Source organism: Streptomyces puniciscabiei (assembly GCF_006715785.1).
Classification (GTDB): Bacteria; Actinomycetota; Actinomycetes; order Streptomycetales; family Streptomycetaceae; genus Streptomyces; species Streptomyces puniciscabiei.
Window position 1 is genome coordinate 3,614,571 of sequence record NZ_VFNX01000001.1, and the last position, 14,272, is coordinate 3,628,842.

Consider the following 14,272-nt stretch of genomic DNA (forward strand, 5'->3'; position numbering starts at 1 on the left):
CACCGTGTCCCTGGACCGGGAACGCCCCCCTGTTCCCTAGGAGCTGATCCGGGCAAACCGCCCCCGGTGGAACAGCAGCGGTTCGTCCCGCTCCTGGGCGCCGAGGGCGTTCACCCGGCCCACGACGATCAGGTGGTCGCCTCCGGGGTGCACGGCGTGGACGGTGCAGTCGATCCAGGCGGCGGCGCCGGTCAGGCGCGGGGAGCCGGAGGCGGGTGCCGGGTCGTACGCCACCCCGGCGAACTTGTCCGCGCCGCTGACCGCGAAGGCCCGGCACAGTTCGTCCTGGTCGGCGCCGAGCACGTTGACGCAGAAGACCCCCGCGCGGGCGATCCGGGGCCAGGTGGCCGACGTACGGCCCACCATGAAGCAGACGAGGGGTGGTTCGAGGGAGAGGGAGGCGAAGGACTGGCAGGCGAAACCGGCGGGGCCCGGCTCCCCGTCGGCGGCCGGTGCCGTGATCACCGTCACCCCGCTCGCGAAGCTTCCCAGTACCCGCCGGAACTCGGCCGGTTCCACCGGGGTCCGCTCGTCCTCCCGCACACACCGCAAGTCCGGCCGTGGCAACGGCTCCACGGGCCTGCGCCCCAGATACCGGACGGCGGCGGCCGCCGCCCCTGCGTGTCCCATCACGCCATCCATTGAAGCTGACGGTGCGTCAGATAGGAAGCCTGGCGGAGCGCCCCGTACAGGCACTTCATAGGCTGCGGCCATGGGGTGGGAGAAGGCGCGCGAGCGGGTCCGGGAAATCCACCGCGCCGAGGACTGATCCACGCCGCCGGGCCGACCGGGTCGCGCGCCTCCGCGAAGCCGCCGTCAGTAGTCGATGCGGTCGGACTTGGCCACCCACGCGTCGAACGGCGCCGTGCGGTTCGGCAGGTTCAGGTGCTCGACGGACATCGGCCACATCGACTCGGGCTTCTTGTCGAACAGGTCGTAGAACTTGCGGTCGTCGAAACCGGCCACCGCGGCGTCGTGCCGGTCGGCGGAGTAGACGAGCCGGTCGACGCGCGCCCACAGCGCGGCGGCGAGACACATCGGGCACGGCTCGCACGACGTGATCAGGACGCAGCCCTCGAGGGAGAAGGTGTCCAGTGCCCTGCAGGCGGCGCGTATCGCGCTCACCTCGGCGTGCGCCGAGGGGTCCAGCGTCGCGGTGACCTGGTTGTTGCCCAGCGCGACGACCTCGCCGTCCTTGGCGATGAGCGCGCCGAACGGGCCGCCGCCGTGCAGCACGCTGTCGGTGGCCAGGCTGATCGCCTTCTCCATCCAGACGCGCTCGGACTCCTGGGCGCTCGTCTCCTGGGTGTGCAGGGTCATGGGTGGGTCACTCCATAGGGTCTTGAGCGGCCCGGAGGGCCGGAGGTGGCTGTCTGGCACGCCTTGACCAGGTACAACGTGCACGACGAGTACACAGCCGGCCGAGTGGAATCGGCCAGGAAAGGAAGACATGAAAGCGGCCGCCGGCCGGGAACGGCTCTTTGTGGATTTCTACAAGAACCGGTCCGCCCGACGGCGGTCGTGAACTCCCGGGCCGCGGGGTCTCACCGCCCCCGGAACACCGCCCCCCGGCGCTCCGCGAACGCCCGCAGGCCTTCCTGGGCGTCCTCGGTCGTCATGTTGAGCTCCTGGGCCCAGGCCTCCGCGGCGAAGGCGGTGGCCCGGTCCGATTCCAGGGAGGTGTTCACCAGCTGCTTGGTCAGGGCCAGGGCGCGGGTCGGGGCGGCGGCCAGACGGGTGGCCCACTCGCGGGCCGTCTTCTCCAACTCGCCGTCCGGAACGACCCGGTTGACCAGACCCAGGCGGGCCGCGTCCGCCGCCGGCACCGCGTCGCCGAAGAACATCAGCTCCTTCGCCCGGTGCGGGCCCAGCAGGCGCGGGAGCAGGTACGCGCCGCCGGCGTCCGGCACCAGACCCCGCCGTACGAACACCTCCACGAAACGGGCCGACTCGGCGGCCAGGACCAGGTCGCAGGCGAACGCCAGGTGCGCGCCGAGGCCCGCCGCCGTGCCGTTCACGGCGGCGATCACCGGCTTCTCGCAGTCCAGGACGGCCCCGATCAGACGCTGGGCGCCCTGGCGCAGCATCCGGGCCACGTCGCCGGGGAGCCGGGCGCCGGGGCCGGGGCCGGAGTCGGAGCCGGAGCCCGAGCCGGGGCCGGAGTCGGAGCCGGCAGCGGAGCCCGCGCCCGAGCCGGAGCCAGAGTCGGAGCCCGCAGCGGAGCCCGCGCCCGAGCTGGAGCCCGCGCCCGAGCCGGAGCCAGAGTCGGAGCCCGCGCCGGAGCCGGAGCCTGCAGCGGAGCCCGCGCCCGCGCCCGCGCCGGAGCCCGCGCCCGAGCCGGAGCCCGTCCCGCCCCGCAGGTCCGCGCCCGCGCAGAAGCCCCGCCCCCTGCCGGTCAGCACCACCGCCCGGACGTCCGGGTCGGCCGACGCCTGCGCGAGCAGGTCGATCAGCCGGTCCCGCAGCGCCGGGGTGAGGGCGTTGAGGGACTCGGGGCGGTTCAGGGTGAGGTGGGCGACCTGGTCGCGCCGCTCGGTCTCCAGCTCGCTCACCGGCACACCACCAGCGCGTCCAGCGCCACCGCGCCCTGCCCCCGGGGCAGCACCAGCAGCGGGTTGATGTCCAGCTCCGCGATGAAGTCGCCCAGTTCGAGCGCCATGCGCTGGACCCGCAGGACCACCTCCACCAGCGCGTCCCGGTCGGCCGGCGGGCGGCCCCGGACACCGTCCAGCAGGGCCCGGCCGCGGAGCTCGGTGAGCATGGCGCGGGCCTGGTCCTCGCCGAACGGCGGAACACGGACCGCCGCGTCGTGCAGGACCTCCACCAGCACCCCGCCGAGCCCTACCGTCACCGTCGGGCCGAACAGGTCGTCGTGGCTCATCCCGAGGACCATCTCTACGCCCTGCTCGACCATCTGGCACACCAGGATCCCGTCCAGCGCGACACCCTCGTAGCGGGCGATGTCGGTGAGCTCGCGGTAGGCGTCCCTGACCTGGCTGGCCGACGTCAGACCGATCTTCACCAGGCCCAGTTCGGTCTTGTGGGCGATCTGGGCCCCGGAGGCCTTCATCACCACCGGGTAGCCGACCTGGGCCGCCGCCCGTACGGCCGCCGCCGCGCTGGTCACCAGCTGCTCGCGTGGCACCCGGATGCCGTAGGCGCGCAGCAGCTGCTTGGCCGCGTGCTCGCTCAGCTGCTGGCCCGGGCGCATCAGCGCCTCCGCCTTGCGGTACGACGGCGAGGGCGTGCGCGGGGCCTCGTCGAAGGGCGAGCGGTAGTCGCTCACGAAGCGGTGGTGGTCCAGCCAGGCGCGGACGGCCCTGAGGCAGTTGCCCAGCGTGCGGAAGGTGGCCACCCGCGAGGAGCCGAGCAGGACCTCGCGGTACGCCGCCTCCGTGCCCACCGGCGAACCCCACACCACGCACACCAGCTTGTCCGTCTCCTCCGCCGCCTCGACCAGGTCCGCCACCAGCTTGTCGCTCAGCGGCGGGAACGGGCCCGTGACCGGGCAGATCAGGACGCCGACCGACGGGTCGGCGAGGATCGCGTCGATGATCTTCCGGCCGCGCGCGTCGCCCACGGGATGCCCGCCGTTGTCCACCGGGTTGGCGACGCTCAGGTACTCCGGTATCCACTGGTGCAGCTCGGCCTGCCTGGCCTGCGACAGGCGCGGCAGGTGGAGCCCGGCCGCGGTGGCGAGGTCGGCCGCGTGCGCGCCGGTGCCGCCGGAGATCGAGTACACCGCGACCCCGTCCGCCAGCGGCGCCCGCGCCCGCGCCAGCAGGGCCGCGGTGTCCTGGAGTTCGTCGAGCCCGTCGACCCGTACCACCCCGAACTGCCGCATCGCCGCGTCCACCACGTCGTCGGCGCCGGTGAGCTTGCCGGTGTGCGAGGCCGCCGTACGCGCGCCGGCCTCGGTGCGGCCGACCTTCACCGCGACCACCGGCACCCCGCGGCGGGCGGCGCGGTCGGCGGCCAGCAGGAAGGCGCGGCCGTCCTTCAGGCCCTCCACGTAACAGGCGACGGTGCCGACCTCGGGCTGCTCGGCGAACCAGGAGAGGAAGTCGGCGGTCTCCAGGTCGGCCTCGTTGCCGGTGGGCGCCCAGTGGGAGAGCCGGATGCCCAGCTCCTGCAGGGCGAAGACCGGCCGGCCCTGGTGGCCGGACTGGGTGATCAGGGCGATCGCCGGGCCGGTCAGATCCTCCCGGAAGTGCTCGAAGGCGTTGAGGTTGGTGTTCGGGCCCAGCAGGCGCAGGCCCGAGCGCCGTACGGCGTCCGCGAGCCGCGCTTGCGCCTCGGCGCCCGCCTCGCCCGTCTCGGCGAACCCGGAGGCGAAGGCGACCGCGAACCTCACCTTGGCGTCGGCCAGTTCCTCGACCACCGGCAGCGGGTCGGCGACCAGCAGTACGGCCAGGTCGATCTGCCCGGGCGGCAGTTCGGCGACGGAGGCGGCGCAGGGGATGCCGAAGACCGAGGGGCGGGTCGGGTGCACCGGATACACCCGCGCCCCCACCCGCTCGGCCCAGGCCAGCAGCTGCCGGGTGATCCCGGTGTTGGGGCGTCCCTCCGCGTCCGAGGCGCCGATCACGGCGACCGACTCGGGCCGGAAGAAGCGGGTCAGGTCGGGGACGTCCGCGTACAGCGGCCGCCCGCTGACGTCCAGATCGTCGACCCGGTCGTGGACGACGGGTCCGGGCCGCCGCTCGCCGCACGCGATGACCCGGGCCCGGCGGGAGTCGGTGGTGAGGGTGCCGTGGGTTGATCCAAGCATCGGTCCGCCCGCTCCTGTGAGACAGCACAAGTAAACTGACGCTCTGTCAGATTACTGAACTGACGCAATGTCAGGAACTGGTCCGGCCGGAGAAGTTACCGGCTGGTGTGCAGGTGCCGGGCCACCGCCTTGGCGATCCTCCCGGCGTCGAGCGCCATCTCCCGGAACATCCCGCTGATCGGGTTGGTGTAGCCGGTGAAGAACAGGCCGGGCGCCTGCGCGGGCGTACGGCCGCCGTGCACGACGGGCTTCCCGCGCCCGTCCAGCACCCCGAGATGCCCGACCAGGCCCTCCAGCGCCCGCGTGTACCCGGTCGCCGCGATCACCGCGTCCGGCTCGATCCGGCTGCCGTCGGCGAGGATCACCTTCCCGTCCTCGAAGGACTCGACGGCGGCCACGACCTCCACCTTGTCCGCGCGCACCGCGTCGATCAGGCCGACGTCCTGGACCGGGATGGCGCCCTCCTTGACCCTGCTGTACATCCCGGTGTCCGGGCGCGGCAGTCCGTGGGCCGACAGGTCCGGCACGCCGAGCCGGGCCGCCGACCTGGCGAGCCGGTCCACCAGCCGTACCGGCAGCCGCCGTACCAGCACGCCCGAGTACTGCGCGGGCCAGCCGAGCGTCGTACGGCGCACGAGGTGCGGGACGGTGCGCACGGCCAGCCGCACCCGGGCCGCCCCGCCCTCCACCAGGTCCACGGCGATCTCGGCGCCGGTGTTGCCGACGCCGACGACCAGCACGTCCCGGCCTGCGTACGGCCCGGCGTTGCGGTAGGCGCCGGCGTGCAGGAACTCCCCGCCGTACTCCGTGAGGCCCGGCCAGTCGGGGATGCGCGGGGTGTGGTTGTAGCCGGTGGCGACGACCACCGCGCTGCCGGTCAGCTCGCGCCCGCCGGAGGCGTGCAGCAGCCAGCCGCTGCCGTCCGCGGACCGCTCGACGCGGAAGACCTCCACGCCGGTGACGATCTCCAGCTCGTGGTGCTCGGCGTACCTCTCCAGGTAGCGCACCACGTCGTCGCGGGAGACCCAGCGCCCGAACTTCCGGGGGATCTTCAGGCCCGGCAGCGCGGACAGCCGCCGGGTGGTGTGCAGCCGGAGCCGGTCGTAGTGGCCGCGCCAGGAGGCGCCCACGTGGTCGGCCTTCTCCAGCACCACGGCCCGTATGCCCCGTGCCCGCAGCGCGTACGCGGCGGCCAGACCGCCCGGACCGGCGCCGATGACGTAGACCGGGCGGTCGGCGGGCGTGGCGGAGAGCTGCACGGAAGCGGAACGGGAGTCGGTCATGCTCGGGAGCGTAATCACGCACCCGGTTGATGGGTCTCGGTCAAGACCGGAATTGGTTGCGGATTGATCACGGGTGTAGGAGGAGTGGGTGGGACCGGTGACGTAGGCCGCCTGGTTGTGGCGGTACGGCGATCGGTCCCACCCCGCGTGTCACGTGCGGGCCCTGTGCCCGGTCACCTTCGCGATCCATGCGATGAAGTCGAGTAGAGGTGGTCGACCTCGTCGCGGAGGCCTCGGCGGGCTCCTGACCTTTCGTCGGCGAACGTATTTAGACGCCAACAAAATCGTCAACAATCTGTGTGCGGTGCTGGGGTGATTCAGGGCCTGCTCACAGGTGGGCTTCAGCGGGCATCTGACGTACCGTCAGATACATGGACTCCATATGGCTGGACGGCGCTCAGTGGCTGGCGGTGCTGCGGATCGGCCTCGGGCTGTGGTGGCTGGAGAGCTGGCGGCACAAGGACAAGAAGGCCTGGTTCGAGCGGGGCAGCGGCATCGCATGGGCGGCGGAGATCGCGGAGAAACACCGCTGGACGCCGGTACGGACCGGGTTCGAGGCATGGGTGAAGCCGCACCCGAAGCTGATGGCGTACGTAGTCGCCTACGCCGAACTCTCCCTGGGCCTCGGCCTGATCCTCGGCTTCCTGACCCCGGTCGCGCTGCTCGGCGGCCTGCTGCTGAACGCGATCTACTTCGTCCTCATGATCCACGACTGGGCGGAACAGGGCCAGAACTCGATGATGGCGCTGATCTCGCTCGTCGGGTTCTTCGGGATGGCATGGCAGACCTGGTCGATCGACGCATGGCTGGGGTGGTTCCGCTGACCACGGTGACGCGTTACGACCTCCCCGAGCCGGACGCCTTCACCCGCCCCTACTGGGAGGCGGCCCGGCGCGGCCGGCTGCTGATCCGCCGCTGCGGGGCCTGCGGCCGGGCCCACCACTACCCGCGCGAGTTCTGCCCGCACTGCTGGAGCGAGGAGGTGACCTGGGAGGAGGCGAGCGGCCGCGCCGTGCTCTACACCTGGTCCACCGTCCACCGCAACGACCTGCCGCCCTTTGGCGAGCGCACGCCGTACGTGGCCGCGGTGGTCGATCTGGCGGAGGGCCCGCGGATGATGACGCAGGTGGTGGGCTGCGCGGCGCAGGATCTGCGGGCCGGGCTGCCGCTGCGGGTGACGTTCGAGGAGGGGAAGCCGGTGTTCCGCCCGGAGGGCTGAGCGTGCGGGGGAAAACCGGTGTCCCGTCCGGAGGTTCGCGCCGACCATGGGCCGTATGCGCCCCGACACCTGGTACCTCACCGAAGACCTGGACGAGTTCCTCTCCCGCGCCGGCGACTTCCTGCGCTCCCGCCCCGCCCTGCACACGGTCCCGCTGACGGTGACGGACGCGCTGCGCCGCCGCGGGCTGCACCTCTACGGCGAACAGGACCCCCTCTTCGGCCTGCTGGAAGCGGGCGACGGCACGGTGCGGACGGTGCGGGCCGCCCTGCTCCACACCCCGCCCTTCCACCTCCACGTCACCGCGCTCACCCCGCAGGCGGCCGACGCCCTGGCGGTCCGGTGGGCGGAGCTGGGCCGCCCGCTCCCCGGGGTCTCCGGGCCGCGGGAGACGGCGGAGACCTTCGCGGCGGCCTGGCAGCGGCACACCGGCACGACGGTCGCCGTCGACAGACGGCAACGGCTCTACCGGCTGGGCGAGTTGACCGTACCCGCGCCCCGGCCGCAGGGGCGGGCGCGGATCGCCGGGCCGGCCGACCGGGATCTGCTGATCCGCTGGTTCGAGGAGTTCCAGGAGGTCACCGGCGGCGCCGGGCAGGAGGCGGGCAACTGGGCCGACGCCCGTATCTCCTACGGCGGCGTCACCCTCTGGGAATCCCGTGACGGCACCCCGCTCGCCATGGCAGGCGCCACCCCCGAGACGGCCGGCCAGGTCCGCATCGCCCCCGTCTACACCCCCGCCGACCTGCGTGGACGCGGCTACGCGGGTGCGGCCACCGCCGAGGTCAGCCGCGCCGCGCGCGACGCCGGGGCCACCGAGATCCTCCTCTTCGCCGACCTCGCCAACCCGACGAGCAACGGGCTGTACCAGCGGATCGGATACCGGGCGGTGGCGGACTTCGCGGTGTGGCGGTTCGGGGACTGAGCAGGCGGGGGCGGGTGCCCGGAGTCCGGGGCAGGCGCCCCGCTAAGGCCAGAGCAGCGTCTTGCTCCAGCCGAACTCCGTGCTCCGGTACTCCAACCGCACGTGCCGCCGCTCCGCGTCGCCCTGGAAGAACTCCACCGTCTCCGGGCGGAGCCGGTACAGGGTCCAGGTGGGCGACGGCTCGGTCGGGTTCTCCCGGGCCCGCTCCCACGCGGCCTGGGACGCCCGCCGCAGCTCGTCCAGTGAGGACAGCTCCTCGCTCTGCCGCCCGGTGAGCGCCGCGGCCAGCGCCCCCGTCGAGCGGGCGTGCAGGTCGGCCTGGCTCTCCCGGGACGGCGCCGCGGTCACCGTTCCGCGCACCCGGACCTGGCGGCCCAGCACGGGCCAGTAGAAGGCCAGGGCGGCGTGGGGGTGTGCGCTCAGGGCCCGGCCCTTGCGGCTCGTGGCGTGCGTGGCGAAGGACCAGCCGTCCACGTCGGCGCCGTGCAGCATCACGATCCGTACGTCCGGCCTGCCCTCCGCGTCCACCGTGGCCAGCGACATCGTGTGCGGCTCCGGCTGCCCGGCCGCCACCGCCTCCGCCAGCCAGCTGGTGAACAGGGGCAGCGGGGTCGGCGGGGCGGTGTCCGGCGCGAAGGGGCGCAGGTCCGTGACGTCCGGGTCCCATACCCGCAGCGACCTGAGAGTTGCCTGGAGATCCGTTTCCATGCCCCGAGTATCGCCACCGGCCCCGTCATCCGTTCGGCAGCCGTCCCGCGACGCACACGAGTGCCTCCGCGTGCGGGAACACCGCAAGCCGGGGACGCTCGGAGCCACGGGCTTCGGGAAATGACGGTGAGGGGCGATGATCGTAACGGTGGTGTCGATGCCCGAGATGACCATCACCCGTACGGACGTCTCGGGGGCGCGTGAGCGGCTGGCCGCCGAGTCCTTCCTGCTCGTCGACGTCGAGCTGCCGGAGGACGCGCCGGCGCCGCGGACGCCGATCGCCGGTCAGCTGGGCCTGCAGGACGAGGAACTGGACTGGTTCGGCAGGGAGGGTGAGGCCGCGCGGGCGGAGTTCCTGGGGGACCGGGCCGCCTTCGTCGTGCCGGTGGTGCACGGCGACGTGATCGCCCACCTCCACGTCGTGGTGACCGAGCGGTTCCTGGCCACCGTGCACCGGGGGCAGGCCGGACTGGCGCAGAGCCTCACCGCGGCGCTGCGGCACGAGCGGCCCGGCGACACCGTGGCCGTGCTCTTCCTCCTGCTCCAGGAGGCCCTGGACACCTTCCGCCGGGCGGCCGTGCAGGCCCTGCTGGAGTCCGAGGAGCTCGAGGACGACATGTTCGAGAACCGGCGCCCCGAGCAGGTCTACCGGCTGGCGCAGCTGCGGCGGCGCTCCGCGCTCCTGCACCACTCCCTGCGGCCCTACCTCCAGGCGATCGACGAGATCCTCACCCGCCGGATGATGAGCCCCACCTTCCCCGAGGACCGGCAACGGCGTGCCCAGGGGTTCCAGACCGCCGGCAGGCTGGTGCTCGCCGACGTCGAGTCCCTGCAGGACGCCACCCGCCGGGCCTTCGCAAGTTACTCCTCGCTGGTGGCGGGCGAGCAGAACGGCGTGATCAACCGGCTGGCCATCGTGTCGGTGATCTTCCTGCCGCTGACGTTCATCACCGGGTTCTTCGGCATGAACTTCACGTTCCTGACGAACAGGCTGGAGACCAGGGACGAGTTCTGGCTGCTGGCCGTGGGACTGCAGGTGGTCGTCCTGCTCGGCTCCCTCTACGTCCTGCACCGCACCCGCGTCTGGCGCCGGCTGCTGGACGAGGACTGAACCGGAGCCCTCAACGGCCCAGCACCACCGTCCCCGACGAGCAGAACCAGCCGCCCGTCCCGGACGCCACCCCCAGCCCCGGCAGCCGCCCGTCCCGCGTCCGCACCTGCCGCTCCCCGGCCTCCCCGCGCAGTTGCCGCACCGCCTCCACCAGCAGGAACAGCCCCCGCATCCCGGGGTGCTGGGCCGAGAGCCCGCCCCCGTCGGTGTTCACCGGCAACTCCCCGCCCCGCACCAGCAGCCGGCCCTTCTCCACGAACGCCCCGCCCTCGCCCTTCCCGCAGAACCCCAGGTCCTCCAGGGTCACCAGGGTCATGTAGGTGAAGGCGTCGTAGATCTCGGCGAAGTCCATCTCCTGGGGCCCCACCCCGGCCCGCTCGAAGGCCAGCCGCCCGCTCACGGCCGCCGGGGACACCGTGAAGTCCGGCCACTCGGACATCGCCGCGTGCGAGACGTGCTCGCCGGTGCCGAGGATCCAGACGGGGGCCGTACGGCAGTCCCGTACGTACTCCTCGGCCGCCAGCAGGACCGCCGCGCCGCCGTCCGAGCGCAGGCAGCAGTGCAGCTTGGTGAAGGGGTCGGCGATCACCGGGCCGGCCAGGACGTCGTCGACGGTGATCGGGTCGCGGAACATCGCCTCCGGGTTGAGCGCCGCGTTGGCCCGGGCCTGGACCGCGACCTCGGCCAACTGCTCGATCGTCGTGCCGTGTTCGATCATGTGGCGGCGCGCGGCCATCGCGTACTTGGCGATCAGGGTGTGACCGTAGGGGACTTCGAACTGCAGGGGCCCCCGGGCGCCGAAGGACAGGTCGCCGGTCCTGCGGCCCGCTCTGATGTCCGCGCGTGCCGTGGAGCCGTAGACGAGGAGGACGGCGTTCGCGTGGCCCGCCGCTATCGCGTCCGTCGCGTGTGCCGCCATGACCTCCCAGGTCGAGCCGCCGACCGAGGTGGAGTCCACCCAGGTGGGGCGCAGACCCAGGTACTCGGCGACCTCGACGGGTGCCAGGGTGCCGAGCCCGGCGGAGGCGAATCCGTCCACCACCTCACGGCCGAGACCCGCGTCCGCGAGGGCACGGCGGGCCGCCTGCGCGTGCAGGGCGTACGGCGTGGTGTCGGCCAGGCGTCCGCATGCGGAGAGGGCCACGCCGACGACGGCGACTTTCCGGGTGCCACGGCTCATGCGAGGGCTCCTGCCTCTGTGCATCTCATTCCGGCCCCCCTAATATGACGCCCCGTCAGATAGGGAGGGAAGGCCATGGACACCCGCCTCACCGCCGAGCAGGACGAGATCCGCCGCACCCTGCGTGAGCTGCTGCACAAGCGGTGCGGCTCGCCCGAGCTGCGGACCGCCGTCGACAGCCCGGCCGGACACGACCCCCTCCTGTGGTCGGCCCTCGCCGACCAGCTCGGCCTGCCGGGACTCGCCCTGCCCGAGCGGTACGGCGGTGTCGGCTGCTCGGTCACCGAACTGGCCCTCGCCTGCGAGGAGACCGGCCGGGCGCTGGCGCCCTCCCCGCTGCTCGCCACCTCCGTCCTCGCCGCCCCGCTGATCCTCGCCCTCGGCACCGAGGCCCAGCGCGCCGACCTGCTGCCCCGCCTGGCCGCCGGCACGCTCACCGCCGCCCTCGCCGTCCCCGGCCCGGCGCTGACCAAGGCCCTCGCCCTGACCTGCGACAACGGCACCTTCACCGCCGGCGGTGGACGGGCCGGAGGCGTCCAGGCACGGTGCACGGACGGCGACTGGCGGCTGTACGGGCAGGTCGACCAGGTGCTCGACGGACACAGCGCGGGGCTGCTGCTCGTCGCCGCGCACACCGGGGGCTTCGCACGGTCCCGGACCCTGCTGTTCCTGGTGGCGGGGGACGCGCCCGGTGTCGTACGGGCCCGGCAGACCGCCCTCGACGCCACCCGGGCGCAGGGGCGCGTCCAACTGCGCGATGCGCGGGCCGAGTTGCTCGGGGAGGAGGACGCGGAGGTGCTGCCCGCCCTCGCCGCCCTGGGGGACCAGGTCGCCGCCGTGCTCGCATGTGAGGCCGTCGGGGCGGCGGAACGGGTGCTGGAGCGGACCGTGGAGTACGTCGGGCAGCGCGAGCAGTTCGGGCGGCCGGTGGGCTCCTTCCAGGCGGTGAAGCATCGGCTGGCCGACGTGTATGTGGGGGTGCAGGCGGCTCGGTCCGCAGCGTGGTACGCAGCGTGGGCCGCCGCCTCGGCTTCGCCGTCGGCGGCCGGCGGCTTGTGCTCCGGCGGGCTTGCGCTCGCCCAGGCGCTGGAGGCCTTGCGGGGGGCCGCCGGTGAGGGGATCCAGTTGCACGGGGGGATCGGGTTCACCTGGGAGCACGACGCCCAGCTGTACTTCAAGCGGGCCGCCGGGGACGAGCTGCTGTTCGGGCCGGTGCACCGGCTGCGGGACCGGGCCGCCGAGGTCGCCGGGCTCTTCACGGGTGGGGCGGTGACGGTGTGATCGGCGTCCGGATGGTGCAGAAGGTGTCCTCGACGCGCGGGTTCGCGAAGGTCGCGCCCCATGTGATCCCGGCCCTCGACCGGGCGGTCCACCGGCTCACCGGGGGACGGTACCTGCTCAGCACGCAGATGCTGCCCGGCCTGATCCTCACCTCCACCGGCGCCCGCACCGGCCTGCCCCGCCGCACCCCGCTGGCCTGCATGCCGGAGGAGCACGGCAAGACCTGGCTGCTGGTGGGCTCCAACTTCGGGCGGCCCGGGCATCCCGCCTGGAGCCACAACCTACTGGCCCATCCGGAGGCTTCGATCAGCTGGAAGGGCCGCGACATCCCGGTCACGGCTCAACTGCTGGAGGCGGAGGAGCGGGCGGCCGCGTGGACCGCACTCCTGGAGTTCTGGCCACCGTACGCCACCTACCAGGCCCGGGTGACGAGGCAAATCCGCCTGTTCCGGATCACTGCGACACCCTAAGGGGCGCGGGGAACTGCGCGACCAGCCACAACGCACCCGCAGACGCCCGACGGTATCCAGCGGCCACCCCCTACTGCGCTAAACCGCGGCAAGCCGCTCCGCCAGGAGCACCGCGCCGATCCCCAGCATCGCCGCCCCCGACGTCCGCGTCACCGCCCGGGCCGCGGCCGGCCGCGCGGAAAGCAGCGCACGCGACAACGCGCCGACGGTGAGGTAGACCGCCGCGCAGCAGGCCATGTGGAGCAGGCCGAGGGCCGCCGTCTGGGCGGGGACGGGCAGGTGGGCGCCGCGCAGGGTGAGGAACTGGGGGAGGACGGAGAGATAGAGCAGCAGGCCCTTCGGGTTGAGGCCGCTGATCGTGGCCCCCCGCAGGAAGAGGCGCTCCTCGCCGGCCGCCGTGTCCCCCGCACCCGGCACTGCCGGCCGGCGCAGCACCCCCCAGCCCAGCCACAGCAGGTAGCCCGCGCCCGCCACCGTCAGGACCGTCAGCAGCTTCGGCGAGCCCGCCACCAGGACCGCGAGGCCCGCCGTCGCCAGGGCCGTGTGCAGGGCGTAGCCGCAGACCAGGCCGGCCACCGCGCGCGGCACCGAGCCGCGGCGCAGGGCGGTCGCGATCACGTACGCCCAGTCGGCGCCCGGCACGCACACCAGCAGCAGGTCCACGGCGAGGAAGGAGAAGAGCAGTCCCGAGTCCATGTCGGGCACATTAGGCGTGAATGGCCCGAAAGTGTTCCCGAAGTTTGCCCGCGGCCAGCGATTGTGGGGGAAGATCTTCCACATGGACGACGTAGACCGGAAAATCCTTGCCGAGCTGCAGCAGGACGGGCGGCTGACCGTGACCGAGCTGGCCGCGCGGGTGCGCCTCAGCGTCTCGCCCTGTCACCGCCGGCTGCGCGAGCTGGAGCGCTCCGGTGCCATCCAGGGCTACCGGGCGGTGGTGGACGCGGCGGCGCTCGGGCTGAACTTCGAGGCGCTGGTCTTCGTGTCGATGCGGCAGGAGGACCGGGACACGGTCGCCGAGTTCGAGCGGGCGGTCGGCGAGCTGGAGCACGTGCTGGACGCCCAGCGGCTGTTCGGCGAGCCCGACTACCTGCTCCGGGTGGCGACCGCCGACCTCGCGGCCTTCCAGCGGCTCTACGACGAGCGGCTGGCGACCCTGCCGGGAGTGCAGCGGCTGACCTCGACGCTGGTGATGAAGCACGTCGTACGGGACCGTCCGCTGCCGGCATAGCAGTGCAGGCGGTGGCTCACCGCGAGTGCGACGCGTGAACCACCGCCTGCCAGACAGGACTTGGGTATGGAAAAAGGGGGCTGCCGTGGCCGT

At 73.1% G+C, this 14,272-nt stretch carries 15 protein-coding genes; 7 read left to right on the plus strand and 8 right to left on the minus strand.

Translation table 11 applies throughout. The annotated features are described in order from the left end of the window. Positions 1–36: 36 nt before the first annotated feature. The 5 genes from FB563_RS16705 to FB563_RS16725 form a co-directional block, all read right to left on the minus strand. Positions 37–630, minus strand: a complete 594-nt coding sequence (locus FB563_RS16705) for a flavin reductase family protein (RefSeq protein WP_055709423.1) — start codon at positions 628–630, stop codon at positions 37–39. Positions 631–816: 186 nt separating this feature from the next. Further along, positions 817–1,320 carry a nucleoside deaminase gene (locus FB563_RS16710; RefSeq protein ID WP_055709422.1) on the minus strand — a complete coding sequence of 168 codons (504 nt, stop codon included), beginning with the start codon at positions 1,318–1,320 and terminating at the stop codon, positions 817–819. 224 nt (positions 1,321–1,544) lie between these two features. Next, on the minus strand, positions 1,545–2,552 hold the full coding sequence (locus tag FB563_RS16715) for an enoyl-CoA hydratase/isomerase family protein (protein ID WP_244329022.1): 1,008 nt from the start codon (positions 2,550–2,552) through the stop codon (positions 1,545–1,547). Continuing rightward, on the minus strand, positions 2,549–4,771 hold the full coding sequence (locus FB563_RS16720; RefSeq protein ID WP_055708416.1) for an acetate--CoA ligase family protein: 2,223 nt from the start codon (positions 4,769–4,771) through the stop codon (positions 2,549–2,551). The genes FB563_RS16715 and FB563_RS16720 overlap by 4 nt, the downstream gene beginning before the upstream one ends. Positions 4,772–4,866: 95 nt before the next feature. Then, the gene (locus FB563_RS16725) at positions 4,867–6,054 is read right to left on the minus strand and encodes a flavin-containing monooxygenase (RefSeq protein ID WP_055708415.1); all 1,188 of its coding nucleotides are present in this window, start codon (positions 6,052–6,054) and stop codon (positions 4,867–4,869) included. Positions 6,055–6,425: 371 nt separating this feature from the next. On the opposite strand from FB563_RS16725, the gene FB563_RS16730 reads away from it, so the two are divergent. Genes FB563_RS16730 through FB563_RS16740 form a run of 3 tightly spaced genes read left to right on the plus strand, consistent with a single transcriptional unit; the run spans position 6,426 to position 8,198 of the window. Then, entirely contained in the window at positions 6,426–6,878 is a 453-nt protein-coding gene (locus FB563_RS16730) for a DoxX family membrane protein (protein ID WP_055708414.1), read from the plus strand. Further along, positions 6,857–7,273, plus strand: a complete 417-nt coding sequence (locus FB563_RS16735) for a Zn-ribbon domain-containing OB-fold protein (protein WP_055708413.1) — start codon at positions 6,857–6,859, stop codon at positions 7,271–7,273. The genes FB563_RS16730 and FB563_RS16735 overlap by 22 nt, the downstream gene beginning before the upstream one ends. Positions 7,274–7,328: 55 nt before the next feature. Beyond that, complete coding sequence (locus tag FB563_RS16740) at positions 7,329–8,198, plus strand: GNAT family N-acetyltransferase (RefSeq protein WP_055708412.1); 870 nt, start codon at positions 7,329–7,331, stop codon at positions 8,196–8,198. A 42-nt stretch (positions 8,199–8,240) separates the two neighbouring features. Here the strand turns inward: FB563_RS16740 and FB563_RS16745 are convergent, their stop codons facing one another. Beyond that, positions 8,241–8,906 (minus strand): pyridoxine/pyridoxamine 5'-phosphate oxidase, encoded by a 666-nt coding sequence (locus FB563_RS16745; protein WP_055708411.1) that lies wholly within the window; start codon positions 8,904–8,906, stop codon positions 8,241–8,243. Positions 8,907–9,042: 136 nt separating this feature from the next. Here FB563_RS16745 and FB563_RS16750 point away from each other — a divergent pair, with 136 nt between their 5' ends. Then, entirely contained in the window at positions 9,043–10,017 is a 975-nt protein-coding gene (locus tag FB563_RS16750) for a magnesium transporter CorA family protein (RefSeq protein WP_234357883.1), read from the plus strand. A gap of 10 nt (positions 10,018–10,027) precedes the next feature. On the opposite strand, the gene FB563_RS16755 is transcribed toward FB563_RS16750, so the two are convergent. After that, positions 10,028–11,197 carry a thiolase C-terminal domain-containing protein gene (locus FB563_RS16755; protein WP_142218749.1) on the minus strand — a complete coding sequence of 390 codons (1,170 nt, stop codon included), beginning with the start codon at positions 11,195–11,197 and terminating at the stop codon, positions 10,028–10,030. A 75-nt stretch (positions 11,198–11,272) separates the two neighbouring features. Between FB563_RS16755 and FB563_RS16760 the strand changes: the two genes are divergently transcribed. Both FB563_RS16760 and FB563_RS16765 read left to right on the plus strand, forming a co-directional pair. Next, entirely contained in the window at positions 11,273–12,478 is a 1,206-nt protein-coding gene (locus tag FB563_RS16760; RefSeq protein ID WP_055710015.1) for an acyl-CoA dehydrogenase family protein, read from the plus strand. Next, complete coding sequence (locus FB563_RS16765; protein ID WP_055710014.1) at positions 12,475–12,948, plus strand: nitroreductase family deazaflavin-dependent oxidoreductase; 474 nt, start codon at positions 12,475–12,477, stop codon at positions 12,946–12,948. The genes FB563_RS16760 and FB563_RS16765 overlap by 4 nt, the downstream gene beginning before the upstream one ends. Before the next feature lie 78 nt (positions 12,949–13,026). Here the strand turns inward: FB563_RS16765 and FB563_RS16770 are convergent, their stop codons facing one another. After that, entirely contained in the window at positions 13,027–13,644 is a 618-nt protein-coding gene (locus tag FB563_RS16770) for a LysE family translocator (protein ID WP_055710013.1), read from the minus strand. Positions 13,645–13,726: 82 nt separating this feature from the next. Here FB563_RS16770 and FB563_RS16775 point away from each other — a divergent pair, with 82 nt between their 5' ends. Continuing rightward, complete coding sequence (locus FB563_RS16775) at positions 13,727–14,179, plus strand: Lrp/AsnC family transcriptional regulator (RefSeq protein ID WP_055710012.1); 453 nt, start codon at positions 13,727–13,729, stop codon at positions 14,177–14,179. The last annotated feature ends 93 nt before the right edge of the window (positions 14,180–14,272 follow it).

Bases quoted from the DNA above. Each gene is read 5' to 3' on its own strand.
- FB563_RS16705 (WP_055709423.1), bottom strand. From the start codon at position 630: ATGGGACACGCAGGGGCGGCGGCCGCCGCCGTCCGGTATCTGGGGCGC.
- FB563_RS16710 (WP_055709422.1), bottom strand. From the start codon at position 1,320: ATGACCCTGCACACCCAGGAGACGAGCGCCCAGGAGTCCGAGCGCGTC.
- FB563_RS16720 (WP_055708416.1), bottom strand. From the start codon at position 4,771: ATGCTTGGATCAACCCACGGCACCCTCACCACCGACTCCCGCCGGGCC.
- FB563_RS16725 (WP_055708415.1), bottom strand. From the start codon at position 6,054: ATGACCGACTCCCGTTCCGCTTCCGTGCAGCTCTCCGCCACGCCCGCC.
- FB563_RS16730 (WP_055708414.1), top strand. From the start codon at position 6,426: ATGGACTCCATATGGCTGGACGGCGCTCAGTGGCTGGCGGTGCTGCGG.
- FB563_RS16735 (WP_055708413.1), top strand. From the start codon at position 6,857: ATGGCTGGGGTGGTTCCGCTGACCACGGTGACGCGTTACGACCTCCCC.
- FB563_RS16740 (WP_055708412.1), top strand. From the start codon at position 7,329: ATGCGCCCCGACACCTGGTACCTCACCGAAGACCTGGACGAGTTCCTC.
- FB563_RS16745 (WP_055708411.1), bottom strand. From the start codon at position 8,906: ATGGAAACGGATCTCCAGGCAACTCTCAGGTCGCTGCGGGTATGGGAC.
- FB563_RS16750 (WP_234357883.1), top strand. From the start codon at position 9,043: ATGATCGTAACGGTGGTGTCGATGCCCGAGATGACCATCACCCGTACG.
- FB563_RS16755 (WP_142218749.1), bottom strand. From the start codon at position 11,197: ATGAGCCGTGGCACCCGGAAAGTCGCCGTCGTCGGCGTGGCCCTCTCC.
- FB563_RS16760 (WP_055710015.1), top strand. From the start codon at position 11,273: ATGGACACCCGCCTCACCGCCGAGCAGGACGAGATCCGCCGCACCCTG.
- FB563_RS16770 (WP_055710013.1), bottom strand. From the start codon at position 13,644: ATGGACTCGGGACTGCTCTTCTCCTTCCTCGCCGTGGACCTGCTGCTG.
- FB563_RS16775 (WP_055710012.1), top strand. From the start codon at position 13,727: ATGGACGACGTAGACCGGAAAATCCTTGCCGAGCTGCAGCAGGACGGG.